The sequence below is a fragment of the Nitrospira sp. genome (assembly GCA_024760525.1).
In the GTDB taxonomy this organism is placed as follows: domain Bacteria; phylum Nitrospirota; class Nitrospiria; order Nitrospirales; family Nitrospiraceae; genus Nitrospira_D.
Window position 1 is genome coordinate 1,857,444 of sequence record CP060499.1, and the last position, 24,898, is coordinate 1,882,341.

15 protein-coding genes are annotated in these 24,898 nt (G+C 54.6%); 12 read left to right on the forward strand and 3 right to left on the reverse strand.

Features of this window, described 5'->3' with window-relative positions; genetic code table 11:
* Position 1 precedes the first annotated feature (1 nt).
* The 8 genes from H8K04_08665 to H8K04_08700 all read left to right on the forward strand — a co-directional run bounded on the left by H8K04_08665 (position 2) and on the right by H8K04_08700 (position 11,822).
* The gene (locus H8K04_08665) at positions 2-943 is read left to right on the forward strand and encodes an SUMF1/EgtB/PvdO family nonheme iron enzyme (protein UVT17586.1); all 942 of its coding nucleotides are present in this window, start codon (positions 2-4) and stop codon (positions 941-943) included.
* Between the two features lie 158 nt (positions 944-1,101).
* Positions 1,102-1,749, forward strand: a complete 648-nt coding sequence (locus H8K04_08670) for a hypothetical protein (GenBank protein ID UVT17587.1) — start codon at positions 1,102-1,104, stop codon at positions 1,747-1,749.
* 245 nt (positions 1,750-1,994) lie between these two features.
* The gene (locus H8K04_08675) at positions 1,995-6,830 is read left to right on the forward strand and encodes a multicopper oxidase domain-containing protein (GenBank protein UVT17588.1); all 4,836 of its coding nucleotides are present in this window, start codon (positions 1,995-1,997) and stop codon (positions 6,828-6,830) included.
* Positions 6,831-6,996: 166 nt separating this feature from the next.
* Complete coding sequence (locus H8K04_08680; protein UVT17589.1) at positions 6,997-7,929, forward strand: carboxypeptidase regulatory-like domain-containing protein; 933 nt, start codon at positions 6,997-6,999, stop codon at positions 7,927-7,929.
* Positions 7,930-7,955: 26 nt separating this feature from the next.
* On the forward strand, positions 7,956-8,879 hold the full coding sequence (locus H8K04_08685) for a carboxypeptidase regulatory-like domain-containing protein (GenBank protein UVT17590.1): 924 nt from the start codon (positions 7,956-7,958) through the stop codon (positions 8,877-8,879).
* A gap of 78 nt (positions 8,880-8,957) precedes the next feature.
* Positions 8,958-9,527, forward strand: coding sequence for a hypothetical protein (locus H8K04_08690; GenBank protein UVT17591.1), 570 nt, complete (start codon positions 8,958-8,960; stop codon positions 9,525-9,527).
* Positions 9,524-10,882 (forward strand): HEAT repeat domain-containing protein, encoded by a 1,359-nt coding sequence (locus H8K04_08695; protein ID UVT17592.1) that lies wholly within the window; start codon positions 9,524-9,526, stop codon positions 10,880-10,882. Before H8K04_08690 ends, H8K04_08695 begins: the two co-directional genes overlap by 4 nt.
* A gap of 91 nt (positions 10,883-10,973) precedes the next feature.
* Positions 10,974-11,822 (forward strand): formylglycine-generating enzyme family protein, encoded by an 849-nt coding sequence (locus H8K04_08700; protein UVT17593.1) that lies wholly within the window; start codon positions 10,974-10,976, stop codon positions 11,820-11,822.
* Between the two features lie 124 nt (positions 11,823-11,946).
* On the opposite strand, the gene H8K04_08705 is transcribed toward H8K04_08700, so the two are convergent.
* The 3 genes from H8K04_08705 to H8K04_08715 all read right to left on the reverse strand — a co-directional run bounded on the left by H8K04_08705 (position 11,947) and on the right by H8K04_08715 (position 14,459).
* The gene (locus tag H8K04_08705) at positions 11,947-12,822 is read right to left on the reverse strand and encodes an SUMF1/EgtB/PvdO family nonheme iron enzyme (GenBank protein ID UVT17921.1); all 876 of its coding nucleotides are present in this window, start codon (positions 12,820-12,822) and stop codon (positions 11,947-11,949) included.
* Positions 12,823-12,891: 69 nt separating this feature from the next.
* Positions 12,892-13,500 carry a hypothetical protein gene (locus H8K04_08710; protein ID UVT17594.1) on the reverse strand — a complete coding sequence of 203 codons (609 nt, stop codon included), beginning with the start codon at positions 13,498-13,500 and terminating at the stop codon, positions 12,892-12,894.
* A gap of 83 nt (positions 13,501-13,583) precedes the next feature.
* A complete protein-coding gene (locus H8K04_08715; GenBank protein ID UVT17595.1) occupies positions 13,584-14,459 on the reverse strand; it encodes an SUMF1/EgtB/PvdO family nonheme iron enzyme in 876 nt (291 codons plus the stop codon).
* Positions 14,460-14,811: 352 nt separating this feature from the next.
* Here H8K04_08715 and H8K04_08720 point away from each other — a divergent pair, with 352 nt between their 5' ends.
* The 4 genes from H8K04_08720 to H8K04_08735 all read left to right on the forward strand — a co-directional run bounded on the left by H8K04_08720 (position 14,812) and on the right by H8K04_08735 (position 24,811).
* Positions 14,812-15,852 (forward strand): serine protease, encoded by a 1,041-nt coding sequence (locus H8K04_08720; protein UVT17596.1) that lies wholly within the window; start codon positions 14,812-14,814, stop codon positions 15,850-15,852.
* A 353-nt stretch (positions 15,853-16,205) separates the two neighbouring features.
* Positions 16,206-18,254, forward strand: a complete 2,049-nt coding sequence (locus H8K04_08725) for a HAMP domain-containing protein (protein UVT17597.1) — start codon at positions 16,206-16,208, stop codon at positions 18,252-18,254.
* Positions 18,227-19,642, forward strand: a complete 1,416-nt coding sequence (locus H8K04_08730; protein UVT17598.1) for a sigma-54-dependent Fis family transcriptional regulator — start codon at positions 18,227-18,229, stop codon at positions 19,640-19,642. The genes H8K04_08725 and H8K04_08730 overlap by 28 nt, the downstream gene beginning before the upstream one ends.
* A 426-nt stretch (positions 19,643-20,068) precedes the next feature.
* Positions 20,069-24,811: a multicopper oxidase domain-containing protein gene (locus tag H8K04_08735; GenBank protein UVT17599.1), complete on the forward strand. Its 4,743-nt coding sequence runs from the start codon at positions 20,069-20,071 to the stop codon at positions 24,809-24,811.
* The last annotated feature ends 87 nt before the right edge of the window (positions 24,812-24,898 follow it).

Genomic DNA, 24,898 nt, shown 5'->3' on the forward strand with positions numbered 1-24,898 from the left:
GATGAGTGGGTGGAGAACGCGCGCTGCCTGGTCGCTTGTTCAGGTGAGCACGGTGATAATGGCCTGTGTCGCACCGGCTTTGGCGGATCACGAATCGTCGAAACAGCCCCCGCTCTGGACCCCACTCGATGCGCCCGAACGGCTGGCGCTGATGGAGGTCCCCTCCGGGATGGTTCCGGTGCCTGCCGGAGAGTTCCTCATGGGAAGCGATCCGCACAAGGATCGTGCCGCCGGTCCACAAGAGCTGCCGCAACGTCGGATTTACGTCGATGCCTTTCGAATCGACCGTTACGAAGTATCGAATGTTGAGTATCTGCGGTTCGTGCTTGGGATGGGAATGGAGTGGCCGAAATTTTGGCGGGATAATCCGTTTCCCGAAAAAAACGCCCTCCATCCGGTGATCAACGTCAGCTGGCAAGAGGCTGATGCCTACTGCAGATGGGCCGGAAAGCGTTTGCCGACAGAAGCCGAATGGGAAAAGGCGGCGCGCGGGGTGGACGGGCGGATCTTCCCGTGGGGCGACGAGCCGGCTGGTTGGGTCAAGAGCAATATCGCGCACGCTGGATCGAAGCGCGGATTCAAGTATCCCCCGCTGGCCAACATCAATCGCTATGACAAGGGCACCAGTCCTTACGGTGCCTACCAAATGGCGGGAAACGTCAGCGAGTGGGTGTCGGACTGGTTCGATCCCGAGTACTATCGGCATGGCAGCAAGGTGAATCCGGAGGGGCCAAGGACGGGGGAGCTGAAGGTCTTTCGCGGCGGTTCGTGGAATGAGGATCCGGAGGTCGCCCGGTCTGCCGGTCGCAATGCCGGACCACCTTATCGCAAGAGCTACTTGACAGGCTTTCGATGCGCGAAACCGGGAGACGGTACGGACAATCATGCGTCGGCTGCCGACCAGAACGATACCGTGCGCAAAGTTATGCTCCGCTCCGAATGATTGATGGCACACGATGAATTCAGGACTCAAGGAAGGAATTCGAGTCGGCGGGGCTTCTGGTCACTCCTCGGACGGCAGTTTGCTTTTTCTCAGTAGGCTTTTCTAGAATTCAGCTTCATTGGGACAGTTCATCCGGAGAGTCCATACCTATTACCAACATGACTTCATACATCATTCGCATCAGATCAAGCAGCTATTTCCTGGCCGTCTTGCCGCTTGCCTTCCTCGGCGTGAGCTTCTGCCCGCATCTAATCGAAACGGCTTCAGCAGCAACGATGGAGACGTTGCCCATGGAAAAGGCTGCGCCTGCGGCGGTGGCGATCGAGATCACCGGGAGTGAGGCAGAACTGCGGCGTCTGATGAGAGTGAAGAACGGCGTGACCGAGCTCAAGGCAAGCACAGATCGTTTTTCAGAGGCACCGATGGGCAGCTATGGTTTCATCACGCCGAGCCGCCTTGGGCTGGCGCTCGTTACACAAAGCCCGGACCTTGTGCTGGAGCGGGTGGCTTCGGCCACAAATAACTACGAAATTCATAAACTCTCCGATGGCAGTGGGGTGCTTGTGGGATTTGTGGGAAAGGAGCTGCTCTCAGAGATCACTCCCGTCGAACGACCAAAAAACGTGCGGATCTCGCTCTACTCTAATTTCTGGGATAAGGCACCGTTTATCGTGGCAGTCCCGGTGACTAAGTTAATGGTGGATCGGATGCCGGCGTACACTGACCGCAGGAAGCCTGAGAGTCCTGTGGTTTTGGAAATGGATCTACAGAGCACCGCTAACCGGAAGTCACCCGTTGGACGATAGCAACGGGTGACACGCGACGCAGGCAGGCAAAGCCTTGACACTTAATGTGAAGTTAAGTATCTTGCAGTCCTACTCTTTTTGAAAATGAACGCGTCTTTCACTCAAGAACTCTCTAACCAAAGAACTCGCGTAATTATGTAATTCGTACTGTCGGGATCTCTCATTTTTTATTTAGGGTAGAAGATAGGGCGGACTGAGTAGCTGTCTTACCCTCTCTTCTACTTATTAAGCAAGGAGGTCGGTCCATGCGTCGTTTCTATTTCCCATCAACCAGAGCCCTATGCGGACTCGCGGGTATCGCCCTGATGGCGATGCCCGCACTGGTGACTGCGGAGAGCCCCTCTCACGTTGCAATGAATCATCAGCTGCCGGCTTGGGCGGAACAGCTCAAGGGCCAGACAATCGTCGAGGACGCGATGTCTGGAAGAGCCGATCGGTCTGCGATGGTTGAGCAGCAGCACCAGCGCATCATGGAACACATGTCCAAGGATCCTCAGGTACAGGCGGTAAATACCGGCATGTACAACACCTCGTCCATGATGCACCAATATGGGGCCGGAGGGCAGGATTTGTTACTTATGTCCGATCCTCGTGTCGAGCCAGTCGCTATGACCGGAGGGGGCGGCATGTGCCCAGCAACGGCTCCGGTCAAACGGTACAATGTCTCCGCGATCAACGTCGAAATCACTCTTAACCAGTGGCTCGATTTTTATCCGGGATATATGTATGTGCTGGATGAAGACATCGACAAGGTTCGGGCCGAGGAGACCACCAATAGGGAAGCGCGTGAAAAAGAGGGTTTCGATCCTGGGGCAGTAATTCCAGGCGTCCAAGCGCAATGGATTCAGCCGCTGACGATTCGTGCCAACCAAGGGGACTGTCTCAAAATCAAGTTGAACAACAAATTGGAAGGTGGAGAAGACGTCAGCTTGCACATCAGCGGATCGTCAATGGTAGTAAGTGCGACGGGTGCTGCGGCGACGACCACAAATTCGGATGCGATCGCCGCCAAAGACAAGTCTGTGGAATTGGAGTGGTACATCCAGCCGAACACTCAAGAAGGAGTTCGCCAGTTCCATACATACAGTAACGATCGAGAGCTAACGGTGATGGGAATGTTCGGTTCTTTTGTCGTAGAGCCTCGCGGCTCAACGTACTGGGAGCCGCTCGGAACAGGTGATCCCACTCCAGCCACCAGTGGGTGGCAAGTCATGATCAAGAATGGGACTGGTCCGGATTTTCGAGAGTTTGTGCTCTATTACCATGAGGTCGGTGACGAAGCATTCCGTCCCCTCAATAAAAAGGGCGATTTCTTGCCACAACGTGATCCACTGACCGATACGTATCGTCCCGGAGGCCGCGCGATCAACTATCGGAGTGAGCCGTTCGGAATTAACAACATGCATCTACAGCATGAATATTTCGGGTTTGAGGATGAGTCGATGGGCTATAGCTCGTACTCATTTGGTGATGCCTCACCGACGATTCCCCGATCATATATCGGAGACCCAGCGAAGTTCCGTCTCGTGCATGGTGGTTCCGAAGTCTTCCATAGCCATCATCCTCATGGGGGGACGATCAGATGGCCTCGGAGCCCGAGAGCGATCGACGATATGAATCTTTGGGCCACGGCGGTAAACGGACCGGTTAAGTATCCGGTCATTCGTCACAAGACGGATCGGGTGGACGTAGAAGTCATCGGCCCCTCCGAGGCTTTGGACTTGGAGACGGAGTGTGGCTCGGGTCTCTGCCAACAGTTGGCCGGCGACTTCCTCTTCCATTGTCACGTCGCACATCATTATGTCTCCGGTATGTGGGGGTACTGGCGTGTCTACAACACGCTCCAGCAGGGAGTTATGCGGAATGACGTGATGCCCGACCTTCGAGAGTTGCCGGATCGGAAAGGTCGTATTAAGGAGCCGATCTCGTCCGATAAGCTGGTTGGCCAGACAGTCGATTGGTTCGGAACGCAATTCAAGATCATCGACAAGGGCAAGAGCAATTGGAAGGGGCGCCCAGCGACGATCACGATCAAGGATTGGGTGGCCATGCAGTTGCCGACGCCGGGCAAGCCCGGTCATAAGGATGATGAGAAGGGCCAGATTCTTTCGTACGATGCCACTGTGTTGGATTGGGTTTGGGATGGCAATCGAGCCATGAGCGAGAAAGAGAGCACGGTCGACAATCCCAAATACAAGTCAACCCATCCCGATAAGCGGCATCCGATTATGTTCGAGCCTCTAACGGGGAAGGTAGCTTGGCCTCATCTCACCCCACACTTCGGGAAGCGCGTCATGTTTTCTCCGAATCACGTCGGGGCGCCCTGGCTAGAGATGATTCGACGTGACGACAATGGTGAGGAGAGTCTCGATCAAGCCAAGCCTGGAGAGCAGGGGAATTGGAGCCTTTGTCCGACTAATGCCGGGCGGAAGAGCTACAACGTCCATTTCATTAAGGTGCCGATCAAGATTGCCAAGGCACAAGGGAAAGAACCTGCAGTTATCGATCAGAATGGATTGATCTACGTGCTGCACGAAGAGGAGGCTGCAATTCGTGCCAATGATGATCTCAAATATCCATTAGTCGTGCGTGGCAACATTTACGATTGCGTGGATTGGACCTTGACCAGCGAGTGGGACGACGACGACTATACGAATTTTCAGGCGTCGAAGATCAACACGCACTGGCATTTCCTCCAGTTCGACAATCAGGCTTCGGACGGGGTGATAACCGGGTTCTCCTACGAACAGTCAGTTCGTCCTTTCACGATGCTCGAGAAGAAAAATCAAAAGGGACTGCCTGCTCCGATGAATACCGTGTTGACCTCGGCTGTGAAGAAGGGGGCCAATACGATCGCAGTGAAGAATGCCAAACAGTATCACGTGGGCACATTGATCCTGGTCGGTGCCGACAACGTAAAAGGGAACGAGATCGCGCGCATCAAGGCCATCAATGGCAATCAGATCACATTGTCGAAGGGATTAAAGAACGATCACCCAGCCAAGGATATCGTCACGGTTGAGTTTGTCCGTCAACGTTTCTGGGTGGATGCGGATGTGGGGACCGTCTTTTGGCACGACCACGCATTTGGAGCGACGACCTGGCCGCACGGCGGCTTTGGCACATTCATCGCCGAACCTGTGGGATCGACCTATCACGATCCTACGACCGGGAAAGAGGTGCGCAGTGGTCCTATCGCGGATATTCACACGAATGAACCTGTGGGACATGGAGTGAATAACAGCTTCCGTGAACTGATGGTTCAAGTGCATGATACGGTGCCGCACACCGTGAATATTGTCACGGCGGGCAATCCGCCGGGGCAGCCTGTGGAAGTGGCGTTGGAAGCAGGGAAGACCGTGTCCTTCGCCATGCCGGAACATATCTATATGACTCCCATGCCGTTCTTGAACGGGGGGACACATACAACCGGAAGCGGATTGAACTTCCGAGCAGGGCCGATCGCCCAACGTTTAGCAACGAACCCCGATGCATCTCAAATCTTCAACAGTCAAATCCATGGCGATCCGTACACGCCGCTTCTGAGGGCGTACACGGGTGATACGATGGTATTTCGGCTGTTGCATACGCTCATGAACGAGACAATGACTTGGACGTTGTCCGGCCATTCGTTTTGGACCGAGCGGTACGCGCCCGATGCAAACCGGAAAAACTCCATACACATAGGCATCGCCGAGCGGTATGACTTAGTGGTACCGGAGGCTGGTGGTCCTCGGCATCAATCGGGTGATTTCATACATTTTAACGGTCGGTCATCGAAGTTGTCCGAAGGCGGATGGGGAATTGTGCGGGTGTATGACAAGGAACAATCCGATTTGAGAAAATTACCGGCAGGATTTTCGAATAAAGGGGAGATTCCGAAGGCCTTGCCGGTGTGTCCTGCCGATGCTCCGGTGAAGAGCTTCAACGTGGTGGCCATGGATTATCCGTCAATGACCTTTAACCCTAAGGCTCCGGAAGCCATCGAGGTCGATTTCGAGCGAAAAATCCAGATTTCAAATCCAGACGCAAAAATTTATGCGCTGGAGGAGGATGTGATTAAGGTGTCTGGAAACTCCAGACCCATGCCGCTGACGCTTCGAGTCAACATTGGCGATTGCGTAAAGATTAATCTGAAGAACAAAATGAAGGAAGGTAAGGCTTCGTTCTCCGCTATCGGACTTGCGTTTGATCCAAAGGATTCGATGGGAGCGAATGTCGGAAATAATCCTGGCGATCAGACGATCGTGCCAGGTGGAGAGCGCGTCTATACGTACTTTGCAGACCCATTCAATGGAGAGACTACGTCTCTTGTGTGGGATTGGGGCAATGCGATGATGAATCCGAGAAACGGTTTGTTCGGCGCAATTGTTGTTGGGCCGAAGGGCTCCAAGTACCGTGATCCGAAGACCGGTGTGGATTTATCGAACAAGAACGCCTGGGCTGCTGACGTGATCGTAGATCGGTCCGTTTCCGGAAACGAAATGCGGTCGAACTATCGTGATGTGGCCCTGTTCTTTCAGGATGAAGATAACATCATCGGCACGAGTTTCATGCCATACGTGCAGAACGTGGCAGGGTTGACCGGTATCAACTATCGGTCCGAACCTTATCTGTACCGGCAGGATCAGGGCTGTTCATTGGGCAAGATGTTTCAACCGTGCAAAGCCGATAAGCCTGAGGACCCGGCTACGCCGATCATCGAATCACATGCGGGCGATCCGGTGCGCATTCATGTGATCGGTGCGAACAATGAGCAGAACGGCATGTTCGGCGTTGAAAAACATGAATGGCCCATTGAGCCCTATATGAGAGGAGCTGACCTAATTAGTGTGGTCGAATTCTCCGGGTCGGAGGTGCTCGATGTATTCATTCCTTCGGCGGGAGGGCCATACCGCATGTCCGGCGACTATGTGTACAGTAATCAGCGGTTGCCGTATTCCCAGTCCGGACAATGGGGTTACCTGAGGGTACTCCCAAGTGGCGATAGCAGGCTCCAGTCGTTGGGTGCCGCTGGAGTTGGTTCCAAGCAGGCAGAAGTTGAGTATCAGCCCAGGGTTCTTCCAACGGCGATAAAATAGGGCACTCAAGTATTCTTGGCAGGAAGAGAGGGGGAGCCGTGCTGTAAGTGCGGCTCCCCTTGTTCTTTATGCTCTCCATACATTCTGTAATCGCGGGTGGAAGTCGGTATAATCAGGAATCGAATGTCCGACTCCCACAACTTTCGATAGTAGGAGGAGCAGACCAATGAAGGTAACACAGTGTCTCTTAACAGCGGTGGCGACGATAGGTTTGTGTTCGTCGGCTCATGCCTATAAGGAGGTGACGGTCTCGGATGGTGGTACCCTGACAGGTGTGGTGAAGCTGGATGGGCAAGTTCCCAAGCCAAAAGGTTATAACCTCACGACGTTACCGGACGCGTTCTATTGCGGGCGCATTTCCGACGGCGAAGGCTGGCGTATCTTGCAACCTTTTAATGTCGGGCCAGAGGGTAAGTTTCGAGACGTTTTGGTATACCTGGAAGATGTTGAGAAAGGTAAGCGCTTCGGGGATGAGAATGTCCAGTATATTGAGGCAAGAGATTGTCTCTTCGTTCCATTCACGACGGTTGTCCGGGACAACCAATCGGTGACGGTCATCAACATGGATCCGGTCATGCATGATATTCAGGCTTACGAGACGTCACATTTGGGTCCACGCGTGTTATTCAACGTTCCTCTCCCGATGAATCCGGCGCATCCGCGAAATTTTAAGGACCGCAGTGACGCCGGGATGTATCACAAGCATATGGCTGGTGCGCCAATGAAGCAGTTCGTCAACTTGAGCAAGGGGAGGCGCGTATTCGTGATGCAGTGTGGATTTCACGCGTACATGGAAAGTTGGGGAGTGGCCGTCACCAACCCATACTTTGCTAAGACGGACGAAGAGGGGCGGTTCACCCTCACTGACGTACCTCCAGGGACTTACAAACTGGTCGTCTGGCATCCCTATATACGGAGCACGACCGAGCAGACCGTGACGATCGGCCCGAATGAAACGGTAGACACTCAACTTGCGGTCTTGGCCCCGACAGGGCGGCTCTATGCCAATGAGGTGTTGGACCATGCATACAGTCGGTTTAGCGTAACCGAAGACACGAAGAAAGAAATCGAGCCGATGATTCACAAGCAGAGTCACTGAATAAGCCGCGGGACGAGGAGAACAAATTGAGCATAAGGAGTCTATTCTGTGTTCTTGGAATCGGGGGCCTGACCCTGTTACTGGGAGTGGTACCAAGTCATTCATATGACGTTGTGGAGGTTGAGCATGGGGGAACGATAACAGGCACGATCACACTGGCTGGAGCAGTGCCTCAACCGAAAGGGTTCAATCTCATTACCTTTCCGGACCCTGCATATTGTGGTCGCATCTCCAACGGGCGTGGATGGCGGTTGCTGCATGACTTCGTCGTCGGTCAGCAGGGAGGACTGAAAGATGCCATCGTGCTTCTGGAAGGTGTTGAAGCCGGGAAAGCGTTTGAGGTGTCTGTTCCGTTGATCGAGGCTCGCGATTGCAAGTTCCAGCCTTTTATGACGATCGTTCGGAACGGGCATGCTGTCGAGGTCATCAATATGGATCCTGTCATGCACGACATTCAGGGCTATGAGACCTCCTTGGAAGCGGGAACTCGGGTGTTGTTTAATACGCCTCTCATCATGAACCACCAGCACAGGCGGGGAGATCTTCATGCGATTCATAATCATGCCCCGGGGAAATCACTGGTCGGGCCGATTTATTTGAACAAGGGCCGGCGTACTTTTTACATGCAATGCGGATTTCACGCGTATATGGAAAGCTGGGCCATGGCTGTGAACAATCCCTATTATGCCCTGACCGATCCCGAAGGGAAGTTTTCCATCGATGGCATTCCCCCCGGCACGTATCAATTGGTGGTATGGCATCCACAGACAGGACCTGGAATATCGAAGTCGGTTGTGGTGCAGCCGAATGGAACACTCATCGAACAGATTGCCGTGCCCGCTCCTAAAGGAAGTAGAACCCTATACAAGGTCATGGATAATCCCCGCTTTGGCCTGGAGTCTTTAGGGCATTCTATCGATATCCAACCGTTAGTCGAGCATCAGCATTGACCGCCGATGGTTTTAGGTGCTGCAGAAAGGAGCGGTAGGTCGGTACTTCTCGCTTTCGTCACGGTCACCGCGTTGTGTTTGCCAATCTCGATTGTAGAGGGCGGCAATACTCTTCCCCTTGAGCCTCAATTTTCAGGTACGCTCGTCAAACGAGTCAACGGCAAGACCTATCGGGCTCAAGTATTCGCAAAAGGTGACCGGCTGCGAGTGGAGTACAAGTATGCCATTCGAACTGAACTCGGGTTCGCAACGATACAGATTATCCGACCGGACTTAGCAGAGGTATGGTATCTCCTGCCTCAACAGAAACAGTTGTTGGTGGTGCCGTTGACGGGCGATGTTTTCACGACCCATCCTGAATTGATTGGAGAAACAAGCAGGACAGCCATTGGTGACACCATGGTGGCAGGTCGCAACGCGCGGGTGTTCCATGTTCAAGCGGATCGCAATGGGCAAATTGAGAGATTCTACGAATCGGTCGACGAGGAGACCGGCGTTGTCCTCAAGTTGGTCAGTCAAGACCGTGACTGGTCCTTTGAGTACGAGCGATTGCGGGTTTCTCCGCAGCCGAGCGTGTACTTCGATGAACCACCGGGGTACAGAAGGCATCCGAGCACGCCGGCCAAAGGTGAGAGAGCGCGCGGATGAACGAAGTGGCTATTCGGCAAGCGCTGCTCGTCTTGTTCACGTTGACGTGGTTTATTCCTTTCGTTGGAACGACTTATGGGGAGAGGGTATCAGGCATCCAGCAGATCCAGACGCTCTACGAGAACGGAGAGTACCAGAAGGCACTTGAAGAAGTCAGCAAGCTGGACACGGAGCAAGCTTCCGTACCGGATGCTCGTCGGCTCAAAATCCGCACGTTGCTGAAACTCGATCATCCCAAGGATGCCCTTACCGAGTATGACAAACTCAAGCAGAGGCTAAGGCAGGATGATCGGCAGATCCTTCACGAGATCGCACTTGGGTTCGTTGTCGTCCTTACAAAAGATATGCGGGAGCAGATGCGTGGGGCAGCCTATACAGCTTTGAAGGAATGGCAGAATCCCGCCTCAATCCCTTTCTTGGAGGATGGACTCGGTGACGATTCCGGTCTTGTCAGGGCTCTGGCCGCCGAAGGGCTTGCCAAACTGGACGCTGGACGCCGTTCAGTCAAATTCCGAGGGGCCCTGGATGATCCGGCGGTGTTGGTAAAAGAAGCGGTACTCAAGGGATTTTCAAAATCCAGTGATACATCGGTCATCCCGCTTGTCGAACCGGCACTGAAGGATCCCGAGGTGCGGGTGCGAGTCGCTGCGGCTGAGGCTCTCTGCCATCTGAAACCTCCGAAGGGGTGCGACATGCTCCTGCAGTCCGCAAGAGCGCCCAACCCAGATGAACGAACGTCGGCGATTCGCGCATTAGTCGAGCGCGACGGAGCCCAGGTTTTATCGGTACTCCTGGAGGCGAGCGAACACCAACAACCATCGGTGCGTCGTGCTGCCGCGACAGGGCTTGGCCATAGCCCCTCAGCGGAAGCCGTCGCTGTGCTGACTCGACTTCTGAAAGATCCACTCCCTCCTGTGCGAATTGCCGCCGCGGTTAGTCTGGGGCAGATAAATGATGTGGACGCGCGATCGTCATTGACCAAGGCGCTCGACGACCATGACTCTGCGGTCAGAGCCTTCGTCATTGGCGCGCTTCTGGCACGGGGCGTACGGTATGAAATCGTAGCGGCTTCAGTTCAGTCTCTCGTTAACATGAAAGAGCCGGCTGTTCGTGCCGCCACAGCAAGAGCGTTGGGCCATGCTGAGGAATCCAATCGCGCACCGGCTCGATCTGCCTTAACAGTTCTGATTCAAGATACGGTGCCTCGCGTGAGGATTGCGGCGATCAAATCGATGGCAAAATTAGAAGGCGCAGAGGCGATTCCACTCCTCGCACAGAGTCTGCGCGATGAGGATGACGCCGTACGGGCAACGGCCGGAGGTACGCTGTTGTCCGTCATGGCCTCAGATCAATAAGCGCAAAGGCGCGTTCAGCGTCGCTATAGGCCTCAAGAAGCAAGTTTGATACGATGTATTTTGTTTGACTTACTGGAAGGAGAGTATTTCGATGTTTGTGAGACCTGTGATGCTTTCAGTATGGTGGAGCATTGCATTCTGCGGAGCCATTTCATTTGCCGACGAACGAGTAGCTCAGGATCCACGGGAGTGGCCAACCGGTAAAGATGGTGCGCCGATGATTGTGGTTCCCGCCGGCCCATTTCCAATGGGCGTCCCCTCGGGAGATCGGGATGGGGGGAGGGACGAATATCCGCGGCATGAGGTGTTTGTGGACACCTTTGTGATCGACAAATTCGAAGTGACAAACGGTCTCTACCTGGAGTTCGTCAAATCCACAGGGCATCGCGTGCCCCAGAACCCAACGAACCCATCACGAAGTCTTTGGCAAGGTAACAGCATCACCGAATCCATTGCGGAGCGGCCTGTGATCAACGTCGATTGGTTTGACGCGGATGCCTACTGTAAATGGGCCAACAAACGACTCCCGACGGAAGCGGAATGGGAGAAGGCCGCCAAAGGCCCATCCGATAGGCGGTTCCCCTGGGGTAATGTAGAACCGACAGCCAAGCACCTCAATTACAATCAACGATGGATTGGGGAGAAGACCCTCATGCCTGTCGGGAGTTATGAGGCCGGAAAGAGCCCGTACGGAATCTATGATATGGCCGGGAACGTCTGGGAATGGGTCAACGATTGGTATGATGCTCAGTACTATGAGCAGAGCCCAAAGAAGAACCCAACAGGTCCGGATAGGGGATCAAAGAAGGTCATTCGTGGCGCCGGATGGCAAAATGAAACGCCTACTGTCCGCATCTTTACCCGCGTAGAAAGCGATCCGTTGGTTCGTAATGAGTCTACAGGCTTTCGTTGCGCAGCCGATGTTTCATTCAATAGATGATGGATCTCTGTCAGGATCCCCGATTTTCCGGCGCATAGGCAGACTCCTGTTTCAACAGTCGAAAGCCGTGCCGCGCCGTCGTTTCTGAGCCGGGTAGGTTCTTGGCGGACGTTGAAGCCGTTGCTCAGTCCCGGGAATCTGCTGTGGCTTTCGCATCTCGCGCGCAACGGAATCCTAGCCAATTCATTTTAGTGTTCGGGTCTGTCCCGTTGCGTTGCGCCACTCGTACGCTTGGGGTGCTGTCGATCCAGCTACCGCCTCGGAAACTCCGCTGTGTTCCCTTTGGCGGTCCCTTCGGATCCTTGTCGGGTGCCGTCGCATAATACTTCGAGTCATACCAGTCGGCAACCCACTCGGCCACATTGCCGGACATCTGAAACGCGCCGTACGGACTCAATGCATTCTCATACTTATCCACGGAAATGATGGGCGGGTAGAGTAGCAATCGTTCTGGGCGATCCCGTACGGGACCTGACAAGCCGGTCCGTCCGAAGTTCGCCCGAGACAATCCAGCCATTTGATTACCCCAGGGATAGATACGTCCATCCTCTCCGCGCGCGGCCTTTTCCCATTCGGCCTCGGTCGGCAGTCGCTTACCTGCCCACGTGCAGTAGGCGTCGGCATCAGCCCATGAAACGTGCATGACGGGATGGTTCGACATCGTTTCTTGGAAGTTCCCCCCGTCATATTGCCAATCGATGAGAGGCGGCAGATCATGCGCAAGAACAAATTTCAAAAATTGTACGGTCGTGACCTCAAATCTATCGATCTCGTAGGCTTCCAAATACACCTTTCGCTGTGGGGTTTCCGCTTGATAGGCATTCCTATCCGTCTTCTTGTCGCTTCCCATGACGAACTCCCCGGCCGGGATTAGGACCATATCGTCATGAGCCGGCAGCTTTGCCCGTTCTTCAGCAAGCTTTCTCCCTTCCGGAGTCCATTGTCGAATGACATCGGCAACGTCCAAGGCAGACGCCGCACTTACGACAATTCCACCCATCAGTACAGCGCTCACAATGATTCCTGAAACTCGCACGGCCCATCCTCCTTCTGGCTTGAGATACGTATATTACAGGCCGGGCCGGGACCGCTCCAGCGCTGGTGCATCGAACGCTTCCAATGGTTGGAAGTTGACCGGTAGAGTGAAAAGATAGTCTGAGACCGAGCGCATTTTTACGTGCTGATATTCCACGATCCAGCTCCCGTCCTTTTTTGCCAGCTTCATCGGAAAATAAATATCGGTGGCAAGCCATTGGTAATACTGCTCCATATATTCGCCGTGTTTCGTCGTGACTTCATAAAGGATGGTAGGATGCCCTTCTCGCTCTTCCGTGCCGATTTCTTCACGCGAAATCTCTCCTTCCAACCGCTCGCTGACTCTGAGGTCCTGATCGGGGTCATACGGAATAGTCTTGAAGTGCTTCATTCTTGAGAGCAGCAGCCAGACAATTCGCTTGTCCTTTCGCACAATGCTCACGTTGACCGGCCCTGTGGTTCGATGTTCAATGCGCCACATTGCATCGCGATAGTAAATATATGCCATGCGCGATTTGCCATCGATCTTGGTCACTTGATCTGCGGTAAATTCCAGTGCGGATGCCGGCTGCCAGGGCGCGAGCGAGATCCAGATACATAGAATAATCGACCAATGCGGTTTCATCGGCAGAAATACTATCATAGGGACGGTTCATTTTCCTCTGGAGTCATGAGACAGCTTGGGAAGCCCGCTCTGCCCCGTGCTTTTCATGCAATGAGCGAGGGCTAGGGGGAAGCGGTCCCGAGCGATCGCGCGCACCGGAATCCAATTGTCGCAGAACGCTGATCTGGAGCCGCTCCGCCCCTGGTCGCCGTGCGGAGCATGATCCGGTTACTCTTCCAGGAACCTCCGCGCACGCTTTTATAGCGGCCAGAGGATGGGCCTGGGGGATTGCGAGCAGGCATGTAGGCATAGTAATCGAACCCAAACCAATCCTGCACCCATTCGGCGATGTTTCCCGCCATATGGTGAAGGCCATAAGGGCTGTTACCTTCGTTGTGAGAATCTACCGCTGCAAGAATGGGAATTTCATGCATGTGATGCTGTCCGAACATCGCAAGCTTGGAGGTGGGTAAGGCTTCCCCCCATGGGTAAAGGCTCCCCTCTAACCCTCGCGCTGCTTTTTCCCATTCGGCTTCCGTCGGAAGCCTTGCACGCTTCTCCGTGCAAAGGCTGTCTGCCTCAGCCCATGTGACATAGAGCGCAGGCCACCTGGCCATGGTTTCATCCTGGACGAAATGGACGGTAATGAGGTGCCAGATCAGCTTCTGTAGTTCATTGGAAGGAGAAAGCTTGTGCTTCTGCAAATAGGAGAGGTATTCTCCAAGACTTGCCTCTTGGCTGTCTATCTCGTAAGAATCTAACCAGACTCGTTGCTGAGGGAGTTCCGTATCATCGAACTGTGTCCACTTTCCATAGGGATCATTATCGATCCTCTTGCTTCCGATTAAAAACAGCCCCGCCGGGATCTCCACCATCGGCGACGGCCTCGCCAGTCTGGCGATCCGATCCAAACGCGTCCTCAGTTCCGGTGAGAGTTCGGAATCAGATTGTGCCATAGCGGGACATGTCATGATCAGAAAGAGCCAAAGAGCGATCATCGGCCTCGTGCAACGGTCTTTCATCACATCTTTGTCCAGCGGGTTATACTAGGCTTCCATTAACAGAACTTCCAACTTGATGTCGATGGCTCACGAACGTGGTCACCGTCCTGCATAAAACGAATGGGGTAACGAGTGGCACTCGTACTTGCGCATTGTCTATAGATGATTCTGTGGCTGAGATGAAGGGCTACGGCGACATGGTATTGAAGAACCGCATAGGGCAACCCCGTTATAGCGTTAACCAGATTGCATTGGGTGATATGAGCCATGCCGCCACGCTTCCGAGTAAGCACCACGTCGTGAAATTGCCAGCTGTTCGGGTATGAATCGCCTTCGAAAGGAGCATCGAATGAGCAGCCATCATGGTATAGGCACTCGCTTTGTGCGTTTGTCCCTGTTCGGCATCTGGATCGTCACGATGACGCAGGCCTTTACGGTGAGAGCCGAGACGGTACCATTTAGCCAGGACACATTGCTTCGAGCGAGACAGGTGACGGTCGGAATTCTGGCGGACACCCAAGATCCGCGATCGCCGGAGCGGTCTGCCAAAGTTGTCGTCCGAGGAACCGGATTTCACTTCCGAGACGGCTATGTGATTACGGCAAGGCATGCCGTGGAGAAACACGATCTCTCGACGGGTATGAACGTTCAAAAGCACATCTTCATTCTAACGCATGATCTGCATGAGCTGCCTGCCGATCTCGTGGGTGACAGCGCATTCATGGACGTCGTCGTCTATCGGATTCCCGCACCCCATCGTTTCAAACTGCAGGCGGAAGCGTCATTTTCCCCAAGGGAAATTTCACCCGGCATCGAGATTTTCACGGTTGGCTATCCGCTCGGCTGGGGACCGACCCTGGCGTTTGGGCGATTGGGAAATATCAACGCCTTTTTGCACACAGTCGATACGCGACTACTCCAGGCCGATCTTTCGGCTTGCAGTGGGAATTCAGGAGGAGGGCTGTTTAATGTGCAAGGAGAAATAGTGGGGATTCTGCATGCTGTAATCCAAACAGACAAAGAGGAGAATCAGACCCATTGCAGTCGTATGACGTTTGCCATTCCGGGGAATCTGGTGGAACGTATCGTCGATGCCGTTCTTGCAGGAAAACCGCTTGCCTTCTCTAGGCTGGGCATCCATATGAGTACGGTAAAGGATGGAACGAAGTTGCGTCTAGCCGTCAAGGATATCGATGAGCCGGCAAAGTCGGCCGGCATTCAGAGACATGACATCTTACTGGCAATCGAAGGCACAGAGATCCTTGATGGCGCCCAGCTGAAAAATTATCTGATCGAGCGTACGCGCCCAGGCCAAGAGGTAGCGGTCAAGGTACGACGGGTCGATGTTGATCTGACCTTTCACGTCATTTTGGGAGGTGGGACAAAGTAAGCGCCCGCTGACGGGTTGGTTGAACGCCAACGGCCAAGACATCCGGACAAAGACCCGCATCGCGATTGCTATGTGGTCGTACGAAACACAGTCACCCGCTTTCCCACTGCGCATTTGTTTTGAGAGCTACGAGACAGCGCTCTTTAGCTTGAAGGCACCCCGACCGAGTCGGTCGACGCGGCATTGTCTATATCAGTGTCTCCGGTCGTATCAGCGCAGCCAAGGTGGAATGGCCATGGTGACCGTTCATGTGTACTTCGCCGAGGCGATTGCCGGTCTGCTTTCCTCGTCCAGGCCCCTGGAGTTTTCGTGGCCCCGACGCGTAAAATACGGGATTATCTTAAGAGGCGCCGATGGGAATTCGGACTATTCGCGGACGAATCGTGCTGGCCATTGTTCTTGTAGGATGTATCCCGCTGTTGATCGGACTCGTTCTCGCGTATGTGTCGGGAATGCGGTCTCTTCGCGATGTCATCGGAGGAAATCTTCAGGCGGTAGCCATCCAAGCAGCTGATCGTGTCACGATGCTGGTTCAGGGTGAAGTGCAAGCTGTCCGGTTGCTCGGATCCACTCCACTGCGGGTTCGTCAGCCTGTTGAAGCTGCCAATCGCTCCTATCTCAATCTCATGCTCATGCAAAAAAACAGTGTCCAGCGTGTAATCGAAGAACGAACCAGAATGTGGCAGAACGGGGGAGAGAGCGGCGGACAGCTGTTGGATTCGGAACTATCCAGATTTCTGGTGGAAATGAAAGTTCGGGGAGGGGATAAAGTCGTCGGTCTGCTGATTGTCGATCAATATGGCTCTCTAGTAGCGGCAAGTTCTGATCCTGGTCAATTTTATTTCGGTGATGAACCATGGTGGAAAGCTGTCGCGGTTGGGAACGGTGATCAGACATATGTCAGTGGTTTGATTGCAGCGCAAGAGGGGGCGTTTCGGACATCTGAAGAAACGATTGATATTGCCGTGCCCATTCTTGACGAAAGGCAACGGGTCGTCATCGGAGCGGTCAAGGCTTCGTATCGATTTGATACCCTCCTAGCCATGATTAAGGAAATCCATATCGGGCAGACCGGCCATGCCATGCTCTTCGACGCAGCCGGGAACCCCCTTGTGTGCCCTATTCTGCCGAGACAAGCGCATCGGATACCGAGCCAACTGATGGCGATGATTGTTTCTTCGGAGCCTGGTTGGGGAATTGCCGAGGATGATGGACACGGGGCCACCGATACGGTGGTAGGTTATGCTCCGGTTTCCCAACTTCGACTGCCGGACAATCCTTGGCATGTGTTTGTCCGGCAGCAGCCGGCGGAAAGTTATGCGCCGATCCGCGACCAATTGAGGAATCTTGCGATGATCGGGCTTGTCATGCTTGGGCTTCTGTTGGCGCTTGGACGATATGTTGCGGCACGCATTGCCCATCCGATTCAAATTCTCCAAGCCGGTGTCGAGGCCATCAGCCAGGGGACCTATGATCGTCCGCTTCAGATCCCTACGGGCGATGAATTTGAAGAGCTCGCTGCCGCAGTTCACCGCATGGCCGACCGGCTGCAGGCGTCACGCGCAGAGTTGGAAGGGCTTAATATGGAGTTGGCTCGTCGTGTGGATGAAAAAACGCAGGAAATCACCAAACATATGCGCAGCCTCGAGCTGGCCGAACGGCTCGCGACGTTGGGCAAAGTTGCCAGTGGAATTGCACACGAGATCAACAATCCTCTCGGCATTATCTTAAATCGTATTGAATGTATGGAGGCAGATGCCACTCGTGCGCCGATCCCGGCGCAGGTTCAGCGTGATCTGGTGACGGTCAGGGTACAAGCGGAACGGATTTTGAGAGTGACCAAAAGTATCTTGACGTTTTCACGCGGCACGGTTTCCACTCTCAAGCCGGTTGACGTTAACGGCATTGTCTGTTCCTGCCTTGCTATTGCGGATGAACGAATATCAGCACATTCCATTCGACTCGATCGTGTGTTGGCTTCCTCGCTTCCTCCTGTTATGGGCGATCGAGACCGACTGGAGTCGGTCGTACTTAATTTGATCAATAACGCCATTGACGCAGTGAGTGCCTCCGACCTACTCGGTATTGTGACCATTCAGACAAAAGCGATGCAGATGGAAGGTAAATCTTGGGTCGAAGTGACAGTGTCTGATAACGGCCCAGGGATTCCAAGCGAGATTATCGATCGGGTCTTCGACCCGTTCTTTAGTACGAAGCCGGTCGGACAAGGAACAGGTCTTGGACTGTTTCTCGCGTACGGGATCGTTTCCGACCATCATGGAAGAATCGAAGTCAAGAATCGGAAGGCAGGAGCACTGTTTTCAGTTTTGTTGCCTGCTGCGGGGTTCAGTGCCGCGGTTGAGGAGGAAGGGATATGGGAATCCCAGGGAAAATTCTCATAGTCGACGATGAAATAGAAGCGCTTGAAAATTGTCGAAGAATTCTGAGCCGTGTGTCATTCGAGTGCGTGGTCTCTTCAGATCCGACAGAGGCCTTACGCCTCATCGACTGCGAACATCCTGGCCTCATTCTGACGGATCTACGGATGCCCAAGTTCGATGGAATTGAGGTGTTGGCTGCCGCCAAACGGAAGGATCCAGCTGTCCAGGTGGTATTGTTGACGGCCCACGCGACGGTTGAGACGGCGGTAATGGCAATGCGGTACGGAGCATTCGATTACATTACGAAGCCCTTTACCGGCGAGGATATCGTGCGTGTTGCCCAGCGCGCTTTCGAGTCTGAATCGTCGAACGGGGCGGCTGCGGCATTCCCTCGCATCGGTACATTGTCCGAACGTGCGTCTCTCTATGGGGCGGACGGCGCCGGGCAGTTGGTCGGGAACAGCTCGGTCATGCGCAGGGTTCTCGCGTTGATCAAAAAGGTAGCACCGACCGATTCAAACGTATTGGTATATGGAGAAAGTGGAACGGGAAAAGAGATGGTCGCCCGTTCCATTCATGCGGCAAGTCTTCGCGTTGACCGGCCGTTTGTTCCGTTGGATTGTGCTTCTCTGCATGACTCTCTCTTGGAGTCGGAACTCTTTGGCCATGAGAAAGGGGCATTTACCGGAGCACATGTCGCAAAGCCCGGCCTGTTTGAGGCGGCGGACGGAGGAACGATTTTCCTTGATGAAGTCAGCGGGATGACTGCCAGTCTTCAAGCTCGACTCCTGCGGGTGTTACAGGAAAGGCATGTACGGCGTGTAGGTGGTATCCGCCTGACGCCCGTCGATGTTCGCGTGATCGCGGCTTCGAATCAGGATCTCGAAGAATTATGCGGCAGGGGACTATTCCGGCAAGATCTTTACTATCGGTTAAACGTTCTTCCTATCGTACTTCCGCCTCTTCGATCACGAAATGAAGACATTTTGCTTCTCGCCAACGAATTTCTCACGCGGTTTGTCCAACGAATGCGACCCGCTGACGGCGCGGTTCCGACCATCGATCCCTCTGCAGCTGACATCTTGATGCGCTATTCCTGGCCCGGCAATGTGCGAGAGTTGCAAAATGTCATGGAACGGGCCGCGGTATTGGTCGATGGAGCCATCGTCACGAGCGCGCATCTGCCCGAACGGCTTCTGGAATCGACGGGGAAGGAGGTCGTGCAATCAGAAGCTGCGTCATTCAAACAGGCGAAACAGCAAGCTGTCGAATCTTTCGAGCGAGAGTTCCTATTAGAACTTCTCAAACGCAACGATGGGCATATGGGTCGAGCGGCGCGTGAAGCGGGTGTGGATCGCAAGACAGTTGAGCGAATGGTGAAGAAGCACGGTCTGCGCGGTTCGTTCTAGGCAGCGGCGATCAACCGCCCAGCTCTAACAAGATGGGGCAACGGAGCCCCATTCGCAATATTTCATGCCCAGATAAATGGTCTTTATAATTAGCTAGTTCAGTCATTTCAATTGATTTGTGGGGCGTGCTCGCCCCATTCAATGTTCAGTAGAATGAAGTCCTGTTGAAAAACCCCTGTATATTGCATGATTGTCCAGTGCGAAACATGGGAATAGAATTTGCTCAATACTTTATGGATTCAATGGGGCAGTGGTGTGTGATTTCGATATCTGACCTGTCTGGTGGGGAAATGGGAACGAAAGGACCGACCTCCTGAGGACCCTCCGGTGAAAATCGGGCTCCACCAGACTTCTATAAATACCATCAGGCGGTAGCCAATCAAATTAATTGGGTAGGTTTAAGGTTGTAAAGAGGAGGCTGAACGTATGGGTGTCTTAACAAGATGTGTTCGATCAGCGCTGTATGGGCTGGCGCCCAGCCTGGTATTGGCTGGGGTGCTACCGGCCGGTGCGATCATGTCGCACGATGCACACGTGGCTGCAGATCCCCAGGCAGATGTGGCAACGCCGGTCAGTGCGCAAGCCGGTCCAGTGTTGATGGATAAGATGTCGAAAGCCGTCGAGCAAATCGAACGGCAGGTGCAGACGAAGGGGCCATTCCAGGGGGCCGGTTCCCATGCCATGCAGCAGGGCGTGCTGCTGGTTGCCGAGGACCCCGACAAGGTCAAGGTGACGCAGGGCATGCGATGTCCGGCGCACGCGCCTGTTCGGAAGTATGACGTCACGGCGATGAATATCGAGATCACGGTCAACCGGTTCGGCGATTTTTATCCGGGTTACATGTATGCCTTGACCGAAAATGTCGCCGGAGTGCGTGAAGAAGAGACCAAGAACCGCGCGGCGCGTGAGAGCGAAGATGAAACTTTTTCGGAAGGCGCAGTTTCGAACGGTTTGCAGGGCGATTTGATTCAGCCGCTGGTCATCCGAGCCAACCAGGGCGATTGTCTGCGGATCACTCTCCGGAATCAGATCGAGGGTGAGCCGACGAACATGATCATCAACGGGTCGCAAATGCTGGTCGCCAGCACGGGCAGACCGGCGACGGCCAATAACCCGGATGCGTTGGTGGCCACGGGCAAGACCGGCGAGTTTGAATGGTACGTTCCGACCGACCTCCAAGAGGGCGGACGTGCGTTTCACAGCCATGCATCCAGGGAACAGTATTCTCTGGGATTGCTGGGTTCGCTCGTGATCGAGCAACGCGGGGCTCGTTATCTGAGTCCGTTTACGGGCGAGGAAATGAGCAGCGGTTGGGAAGCCATGATCGATCTCGAAAAAGGGTCGGACTTCCGCGAGTTCGTGATTTTCTATCATGAGGCCGGTGATGAGACGTTCCGGTTGTTGAACCGCAAGGGAGACATGTTGCCCCAGCGGGATGCGCATACCGATACCTATCGTCCGGCGGCGCGCTTGCTCAACTATCGGAGCGAACCGCACGGCACACGGCTGGAGCTTCAGGCGCATTTAGTCGGCTTTGCCGATGAGTCGCAGGGCTATGGATCGTATTCCTTCGGGGATCCGGCCACCACCATTCCGCGTTCATACTTGGGTGATCCGGCGAAGTATCGCATGGTCGGGGGATCGGAGATCGTGCATTCCCACCATCTTCACGGTGGGTCGATCCGTTGGGCCAGACAGCCGGGAACCAGCAAGCTGGATCCGACCTTGTCCAAGAATGGTCCGGTCAAGTTCCCAATGATCAATGACACCTCCGATCGCCTGGATGTGCAGTCGATCGGGCCGTCCGAAATTTATGACGAAGTGATCGAGGGCGGATCAGGCGGGTTGCAAGCGTTGGCCGGGGAGTTCGTGTTCCACTGCCATATTCCGCAGCACTATGTCACAGGCATGTGGGGATTCTGGCGGGTGTACAACACCTTGCAGACGCCGGGGTTCCAGACCGACGTGATGAAGCCGCTGGTCGAGCTGCCGGATCGAAAAGGCAAAATCAAGCCCGCCGTCAGTTCCGATAAGCTGGTCGGTACGACCGTAGATTGGTATGGCGGGAAGAAGTACGAGATCACCAAGGACAAGACCGATTGGAAGTCCAATCCGGTGAAGGTCTCCATCAAGGATTGGGTGGAGTACATGTTGCCGCCGCAAGGCCTTCCCGGCAAGTCGGAAGACCAAGTGAAGCAGGCCAAGGCACATGATGCGACGGTCATCAACTGGAAGTGGGAAGGAAATCTGGCGCTCAATGAGCCGGAGACTCCTCACAGGTGGGCGGATTATGCCTCACCGACGCCCCTGAAACGGCCGCCGATCACCTTCGATCCGCAAACAGGAAAGCTGGCCTTCCCATGGCTACGGCCACATCTTGGGAAGCGGCCGCCGTTTGCCCCCAATCATGGCGGCGCTCCTTGGTTGGAGCCGTTCCATGTGAGGGAAGACGGAACGAAGAGCACCGAACCGGCCAGGCCTGGAGAACAGGGCCCATGGAGCCTCTGTCCGGAGAATTCTCCGCGGAAGTTCTATACCACGCACTCCATCATCCTGCCGATTACTCTCAAGCCGGCTACGCCTAAATCACCGGCGATCGTCGATCCGATCGGCATGATTTATGTGTTGCACGAGGAAGAAGCGGAAGTCAGGAAGACCCCGGCGAAGCAGGTTCCGCTGGTGATCCGCGGAAACGTCTACGATTGCGTGGACGTTATCTTCAAAAATGAAATTCCGGATGATGCGCGGACGGGATGGGCCAATAAGATCAACCTCCATCCGCACTTCTTCCAGTTCGATACGAGTGCCTCCGATGGTCCGACCATCGGATTCTCGTACGACATGTCGTTGCGGGCGTTCACGATGCTGAAGGATCCGGAGCCGGAGAAGGGGATGCCGTTGCCGGCAAATACCGTGTTGACGGCGGACAGCAAGGCCGGCGCGCGCAGCATCACGGTCGCCGATCCATCAAAGTTTCATCTCAATACCGAGCTTGGCGTGGGGATGGACGATCCGAAGTACTTCGAAGTGGTCCGGATCAAGGCCATCAACGGCAAGACGATCACCTTTGATGCCCCGTTGAAGTATGGGCATAAGAAGAACGACATCGCCAGCGTGGAGTTCATTCGTGAGCGGTGGTACGTCGATGCTGATATAGGCACCGTGTACTGGCATGACCACGTATTCGGCACTGATACATGGGGACATGGGTTGTTCTCGGCATTCATTACCGAGCCGCCTCGGTCTACCTATCATGACCCGGTGACCGGCAAGGAAATCCGCAGCGGCCCCGTTGCTGATATTCATACGCTTGAACCGGTCTCTGCCCATATCCGTGGCAGTTTCCGTGAAGTCATGATGCACATTATGGACAGTAATGCGAGGTCGGCGGAATTGATCTTGACCGACAATCCGCAGGCAAAAATGAATGTGGTGACGGTCGATGGGCCGCCTTCGCATCAGTTCCCAGAGAGAATCAATAAATCAGCGATGTGGTTCCTGAACGGGGGAGAAGCGACCACGGGCAGCGGCTACAGTATGCGTGTCGAGCCGTTGAGCGTGCGTCTTGCCAACGATCCGGACCCATCAAAGTTGTTCGTGTCCGGAATTCACGGGGACCCGGGCACTCCATTGTTGCGTGCCTACCTTGGCGATCCGATTCTGGTGCGTGCGCTGGTCGGTTCTGCCAATGAGGTGCATACGTGGCACGTGACAGGTCACTGGTTTCCGATGGAACGGTATGGCACGACCGCCATGCCGCGCAGCACCATCCATCTGGCGATCGGTGAGCGCTATGATCCGGCCATTCCAGCCGCCGGCGGACCCCAGAAGCAGGCGGGTGACTATCTCTACTACAGTGGCCGCGCATCACACTTCGCAGAAGGTAGTTGGGGTATTTTCCGTGTCTTCGATGAATTGCAAGGTGACCTGAAGCCGTTGCCGGGCCGTGAGCAGATTCAGAAGTCTGCTCCATCGGTTTGTCCGGCAGATGCGCCGGTGAAGACCTTCAACGTGTCGGCGATCGATCAACAGCTCCGGTACCATGATGGGGCGCCGGGGGTCATGGAAGTCGATCTCGAGCGCAAGATGGTCTTCGGCAATGAACAGGGCAAGATGTATGTGCTCGACGGCGATCGCGGACGGGTCAAGGCCGGAGAATTGAAGCCGAGCCCACTGACCCTGCACGTGAATGTCGGCGATTGCATGAAAATCAATCTGAAGAATGAAATGGCGAAAGAGCGAGCCGGGTTCCACGTCGATATGATGGCGTTCAACCCGAAGGACTCGTTCGGCGCCAATGTGGGCAACAATCCCGGTGATCAAACCGTCGGCCCAGGCGAGAGCAAGACGTACACCTATTATGCCCATCCGGAGTATGGTGAACTCGCTGCCCTCATTCAGGACTGGGGGAACGTGGTTGAGAACCCACGGAACGGGTTGTTCGGCTCCATCATCGTCGGTCCAAAGGGTTCACGATATCGGGATCCGGTGACCGGAGATGACGTGACGATGAAAAGCAGTTGGCGCGTCGATGTCCTGGTGGATCGGACAATTCCGGGAAACGACAATCGGAAGAACTACCGGGATTTCTCGTTGATGTTCCAGGATGAGGATAATATCGTCGGCGTCAGCTTCATGCCCTACATTCAACAGGTAGCCGGGATCACCGCGGTCAACTACCGGTCTGAACCGACTGCCTGGCGGATCGAAAAGGGGTGTGAGGTAGCCGAGGTCTTCAGTTGTGTCAAAGCGGGTGATACACCTTCAACCCCGTTGTTGCAGGCACACGTCGGAGACCCGGTGGCCATTCACGTGTTGGGCGCGTTCAGCGAGCAAGTGCAGTTGTTTACCGTTGATGGCCATGAGTGGCCGCACGAGCCCTACATGCAGGGTGCCGACCAGGTGAGCACCATGGAGTTCGGCGGATCCGAGGTTATCAACGCCTACCTCACGGGTGGAGCCGGTGGTCCGAACAGGATCGTGGGCGACTATCTGTGGAAAAATCAGCGGCCGGCACATGCCAATGCGGGACAGTGGGGTCTGTTTAAGGTCCTGCCAGTCGATGATCAACGGATCAAGCCGTTGATGCCGCAGATTCCGCCGGCCAAGACGGCGGAGCAATTGCTCGGCGAGGGAAAAGCTTCACCGACGTCGCTGAATGGACAGTAAGTGAGATCGGGCGGCGTACGTGCTGAACAGCACGTACGCCACTTTTGTGAGAAACCTATCTGACTTGATACCACTGGGGAGCTATAG

What these genes read in the sequence shown, in the direction of transcription:
- H8K04_08665 (UVT17586.1), top strand. Translation starts at nt 2, where the DNA reads ATGAGTGGGTGGAGAACGCGCGCTGCCTGGTCGCTTGTTCAGGTGAGC.
- H8K04_08670 (UVT17587.1), top strand. Translation starts at nt 1,102, where the DNA reads ATGACTTCATACATCATTCGCATCAGATCAAGCAGCTATTTCCTGGCC.
- H8K04_08675 (UVT17588.1), top strand. Translation starts at nt 1,995, where the DNA reads ATGCGTCGTTTCTATTTCCCATCAACCAGAGCCCTATGCGGACTCGCG.
- H8K04_08680 (UVT17589.1), top strand. Translation starts at nt 6,997, where the DNA reads ATGAAGGTAACACAGTGTCTCTTAACAGCGGTGGCGACGATAGGTTTG.
- H8K04_08695 (UVT17592.1), top strand. Translation starts at nt 9,524, where the DNA reads ATGAACGAAGTGGCTATTCGGCAAGCGCTGCTCGTCTTGTTCACGTTG.
- H8K04_08700 (UVT17593.1), top strand. Translation starts at nt 10,974, where the DNA reads ATGTTTGTGAGACCTGTGATGCTTTCAGTATGGTGGAGCATTGCATTC.
- H8K04_08705 (UVT17921.1), bottom strand. Translation starts at nt 12,822, where the DNA reads ATGGGTGGAATTGTCGTAAGTGCGGCGTCTGCCTTGGACGTTGCCGAT.
- H8K04_08710 (UVT17594.1), bottom strand. Translation starts at nt 13,500, where the DNA reads ATGATAGTATTTCTGCCGATGAAACCGCATTGGTCGATTATTCTATGT.
- H8K04_08715 (UVT17595.1), bottom strand. Translation starts at nt 14,459, where the DNA reads ATGATCGCTCTTTGGCTCTTTCTGATCATGACATGTCCCGCTATGGCA.
- H8K04_08720 (UVT17596.1), top strand. Translation starts at nt 14,812, where the DNA reads ATGAGCAGCCATCATGGTATAGGCACTCGCTTTGTGCGTTTGTCCCTG.
- H8K04_08725 (UVT17597.1), top strand. Translation starts at nt 16,206, where the DNA reads ATGGGAATTCGGACTATTCGCGGACGAATCGTGCTGGCCATTGTTCTT.
- H8K04_08730 (UVT17598.1), top strand. Translation starts at nt 18,227, where the DNA reads ATGGGAATCCCAGGGAAAATTCTCATAGTCGACGATGAAATAGAAGCG.
- H8K04_08735 (UVT17599.1), top strand. Translation starts at nt 20,069, where the DNA reads ATGGGTGTCTTAACAAGATGTGTTCGATCAGCGCTGTATGGGCTGGCG.